We start from the raw sequence: 701 nt of genomic DNA, 5'->3' as shown, positions 1-701 counted from the left end.
TATATGTTGGCACCTATAATAATATTTGCTTTCAATAGACCCGAAGCATTAAAAAATACAATAGAGTCTTTACTTAAAAATGAAGAAGCTAAAGATTCGAATTTATATGTATATGTAGATGGGGCAAGAGATAATAAACCTGGAGAAGATAAGAAAGTTCTTGAAGTACAGAATATAGTTAAAGAAATAAAAGGATTCAAATCTTTGCATTATACTTTTAATGAAAAAAACAAAGGATTAGGTAATTCTATAATACAAGGAGTTACTCAGATTATTAATCAATACGGTAGAGCTATTGTTTTAGAAGATGACTTAGTTTTTTCTACTAATTTCCTCTCTTATATGAATATAGGAATTGAAAAATATGCGGATGAAAAAAAAGTCTTTTCAATATGTGGATATTCTAATAATGTAAAAGTACCAAAAGAGTATAAATTTGATGCTTATTTCTGTACCAGAAGTAGTTCATGGGGTTGGGCTACGTGGGCTGATAGATGGAATTCTATAGACTGGGAATTAAAAGACTGGAATAGATACTCAACAATGGGAAAAGCCTTTAATAAATGGGGTGGTTCTGATTGTTTCGGAATGCTACGGTCTGTTAAAGAAGGATGGGGAAACTCATGGGCTATAAGATTTTGTTTTTCTCAATTTTTACAAGATAAACTGTCATTATTTCCTATTATCAGCAAGGTTAAGAA

Annotated in this window: 1 protein-coding gene; it reads left to right on the top strand. The window is 30.4% G+C overall.

The genetic code is table 11. The annotated features are described in order from the left end of the window. Nucleotides 1-3: 3 nt before the first annotated feature. The coding region (locus I6E24_RS16520; protein ID WP_235329807.1) for a glycosyltransferase at nucleotides 4-701 on the top strand (698 nt) is incomplete at its 3' end.

The organism is Bacteroides caecigallinarum (assembly GCF_021530995.1).
In the GTDB taxonomy this organism is placed as follows: domain Bacteria; phylum Bacteroidota; class Bacteroidia; order Bacteroidales; family Bacteroidaceae; genus Phocaeicola; species Phocaeicola faecigallinarum.
The sequence above is the reverse complement of the archived record's forward strand: the minus strand, read 5'-3'. Positions and strand labels throughout refer to the sequence as shown.